The organism is Thermoleptolyngbya sp. M55_K2018_002, assembly GCF_015295965.1.
In the GTDB taxonomy this organism is placed as follows: domain Bacteria; phylum Cyanobacteriota; class Cyanobacteriia; order Elainellales; family Elainellaceae; genus Thermoleptolyngbya; species Thermoleptolyngbya sichuanensis.
In genome coordinates, this window is sequence record NZ_DVEA01000362.1 from 1 (window position 1) to 3,377 (window position 3,377).

At 55.9% G+C, this 3,377-nt stretch carries 4 protein-coding genes and 1 pseudogene; 4 read left to right on the forward strand and 1 reads right to left on the reverse strand.

Going from position 1 to position 3,377, the window contains the following annotated elements; all coding sequences use genetic code 11:
• Nucleotides 1-227: 227 nt before the first annotated feature.
• Complete coding sequence (locus IGS51_RS18500; RefSeq protein ID WP_297080251.1) at nt 228-647, forward strand: hypothetical protein; 420 nt, start codon at nt 228-230, stop codon at nt 645-647.
• 64 nt (nt 648-711) lie between these two features.
• On the opposite strand, the gene IGS51_RS18505 is transcribed toward IGS51_RS18500, so the two are convergent.
• Nucleotides 712-1,728: a TOBE-like domain-containing protein gene (locus tag IGS51_RS18505; RefSeq protein WP_297080252.1), complete on the reverse strand. Its 1,017-nt coding sequence runs from the start codon at nt 1,726-1,728 to the stop codon at nt 712-714.
• 343 nt (nt 1,729-2,071) lie between these two features.
• On the opposite strand from IGS51_RS18505, the gene IGS51_RS18510 reads away from it, so the two are divergent.
• The 3 genes and pseudogenes from IGS51_RS18510 (at nt 2,072) to IGS51_RS18515 (ending at nt 3,164) form a co-directional block, all read left to right on the forward strand.
• Complete coding sequence (locus IGS51_RS18510; protein ID WP_297080253.1) at nt 2,072-2,617, forward strand: hypothetical protein; 546 nt, start codon at nt 2,072-2,074, stop codon at nt 2,615-2,617.
• Nucleotides 2,618-2,658: 41 nt separating this feature from the next.
• Nucleotides 2,659-2,748: pseudogene (locus tag IGS51_RS22430) on the forward strand (hypothetical protein); the annotation flags it as partial.
• A complete protein-coding gene (locus IGS51_RS18515) occupies nt 2,745-3,164 on the forward strand; it encodes a hypothetical protein (RefSeq protein ID WP_297080254.1) in 420 nt (139 codons plus the stop codon). The pseudogene IGS51_RS22430 and the gene IGS51_RS18515, both read left to right, overlap by 4 nt.
• Nucleotides 3,165-3,377 lie beyond the last annotated feature (213 nt).

Consider the following 3,377-nt stretch of genomic DNA (forward strand, 5'->3'; position numbering starts at 1 on the left):
GAGGGTGAATTTGGAGGGTGAATTTGAGGGCAGGGCGATCGCCCCTTCGATCCACGCCCTGCCAACGATCTGGTTTTGCCCGTCTTTGCCTCGTTTCATCAAGCAAAAATAAACCCTGTCTCAGTAATATTGCGGATTTCTGGCACTTATGCTTTGCTGAGGATACTCCGTAGATTCACAGAGTTTTAGACCAAAATTTAGACGGGGTTTAACAGGAGTCTGAAGGTATGACTGAGGCGGATTTGGCTTTGGCGAAGGCTTTCCTGCTGTTTTCGGTGGCAGGGTATACGATCACGGCGGTCAATGCTCATCCCCAGCCCCGCTCCGTTTCCCAGGTGGTGGCGGGTTGGGCAGATGCAGTGGTGATAGGCATGACGGGCGATCGCGCAACCGAGGCTCTTTCATCAGCTACATCATCGATGCTGGCCGACCTGCGTGGTAATGTTTCTTCATCGTTTCCGCTATACCTGAGTCAGCGCCCCACGTTGTTTTCAAATCGTGGAAGCTTGGCTGATACGCCCAACATGAGTCTGTCAGTCTGGCAGAATGCTGCCCAGTTCACCCAGGGTTTTTCTGGTCTTCGCTCCGACCAACCGCTGACCTTGCCGCCTGTGCTAACGGAGGCCGGGTTTCAGTTTCAGCTCTAGTACCCCTGGGTTCAGGGCGAACGTTTCGCCGATCTCCCGTGAGCGTAAAGGTTTAGACCCCAGGCTAAATCGAGTAATACAGGGGAAATGCCTTGGCATCCTTGGGTTTGACGTAGACGCGCTGGTTAGGCTGAAGCTGTAGCTCATCGAAGCGATCGCGCGTTAGGTGGGCCGTCAGCACTTGCCCGTCGTCCAGCGTCAGTTCTGCCTGAATCTCCCAGCCCAGATGAATGATCCGGCTAACGCGGGCGGGAACCGTCGTGCCATTGGGCTGCACCTCCACCATCACGTCCTGCGGGCGCAGAAACACTTCTGGATGGGGCGAGTCGAAGCCGTTGCCCTGAAAAATGTGGGAGGTGCTGGGCAGCACGTTCACCGGGCCGATAAAGCTCATTACAAAGGCGCTGGCGGGATGGTCGTAGATTTCCGCAGGCGTGCCCATCTGCTCTACCCGTCCCTGATTCATGACCACGATTTCATCAGAGACTTCCATCGCTTCTTCCTGGTCGTGCGTGACAAAGACCGTGGTGACGTGAACTTCGTCGTGGAGCCGCCGCAGCCACGCCCGCAGATCTTTCCGCACCTTGGCATCCAGCGCCCCAAAAGGCTCATCAAGTAATAGCACCTTGGGTTCCACCGCCAGGGCCCGGGCCAGGGCGACGCGCTGCCGCTGCCCGCCCGAAAGCTGAGATGGGTAGCGATCGCCCAGCCCGTTTAACTGCACCAAATCCAGCAGTTCCTCAACCCGCTTTTTCACCTTATCTTTGGAGACTTTTTGGAGTTCTAGCCCAAAGGCAATATTTTTCCGCACCGTCATGTGCTTGAACAGGGCGTAGTGCTGAAACACAAAGCCGATGTTGCGATCCTGTACGCTGGCATAGGTGGCATCTTTGCCCGTTAGCAAGATGCGCCCCGTATCGGGCATTTCCAATCCTGAAATCAGCCGCAGCAGCGTGGATTTCCCAGAACCCGACGGCCCCAGCAGCGCCACCAGCGATCCCGTCTTGATCTCCAAGCTGACCTGATCGACCGCGCAAAAGCTGCCAAAGCACTTTGATACGTTTTCAACAACAATCCCCATTGTTCAGAAATCCCCAAGAACTGGTGAAGCGGAGTGCAGCCGGGTGGTCGGTTAAGGACGCTGGGCGATCGCCCCACGACTCGTCAGAATATCATCCCAAACGGTGCTTCGGTGAACGCAACTCAATGCTCAACTCAACACGCCTCAACTCAACACCCAATGACGAATGAAAGACAGATGAAAGTCCGGTTTTCAGATGTACTTTCTGTAGATTACAGCACTCTCCGAAAGACTGCAACGATTTTAGAGTGCGGTCCCAGCGCAACGGTTCGGTAGACTATATGAACTTTTCTCGATGGAAAACCGTCCAGAGAAAGCCTGAAAAAATTTTGGAGAGAATCGAATGAACGGATTAAAAATGAACGGATTAAAAAGGATTTTGCGACAGATTCCTTTGGGGGGAATTGCGTCTGCTGCGCTGTTGGTAGGGTTGGCAAGTTGCTCAGGTGGGGCTGATCCAACGAATACAGCCCGTGCGCCCGAAGAGGCTGCTGCGGAGGGGCAACCTGCCGCTTCATCGGACTCCAGCCTGACGGCCGCTGCCGCATCGGGGCAGGATCTGACAGTTTTGTTTAGTCGGGTGTGGCGGATGACGCAAGCCCCGTCAGAACCCGCACTAGGCAGCATCTATGTATTTCTGGCAAACGGCACCTTTTTGCAGACCTCCTGTGTCGAAACCTATGCTCTGTCGGGCTGGACGATTGATAAAGACGCGCCGAATGTGCTGCGGGTGAGCGAGAATGGACAGGTCGCCCTGACTGCCGAAATCTTGGAACTGACGAACACGACCTTGAGGCTGCGGCAAACCCTGGTTCGCAGTGGAGACACGCAGGAGGTGACGCTGAGTGCGCTGGAGGACGAGTTTATCTGTCCCGATTTGCCCCGATAGCGTCCAAGGGCGATCGCCCCACGAGTTAGTCTGGGGCGACGTTTTCTGAGGCGACGTTTTCTGGGGCGACGTTTTCTGGGGCGATGCTTCCTGAGGTGACGTTTTCGGCATTTTCTCAAACCAACCCATGACAAGAGGATTGCTGTGGCTGCCGCTGCTGGCGGTGTTTTGCTGGCTGGCGTGGGCCGGCTGGAATGAGTATCAAAAACTGGAAGCCTACCGCCAGTGGGCGGCTCAGTTTGAGCGAGCAAAGTATGACATTCTGGCAGCCCTGGGGCAGCGGGGCGACGAACTGGTGTGGGGCAAGCCGACGCGCCGGGGCCCCGTGGCGCTGCAAACGGTGAAGCTGAGCGACGTGAGGGCGATCGCCCTCCAAGTTGATGACAAAACCCTGCCGCTGGATGCGCCCCCCGAAACGGGACGAACCCTGGCGATCGCCCTGGAATTGCCCAACGGTACAGTCGCCATTCCCTTTACTGATGCATCCCTGGCTGTGGAATGGGGACGGTTCCTCCAGCGCCATCAGCAAACCCTGCTGGAGCAATAATCCAGCGCACTCGCCTACCCTGGCCGGCGCTGACCCATTCTCTTAGGCAAATGCGCTTAGACGAATGTGCTGCTCAGAATAGTCTCCATAAAGCCTTAATCTCGTCTTGAGATCCTGTGGCAATTTTGCAAAAACAGGATATACCAGGGAAAGCGGCGGGGTGTATCCCACTTTTGTAACCCTCACCCTAAATCCCTCTCCCAAAGCGGGAGA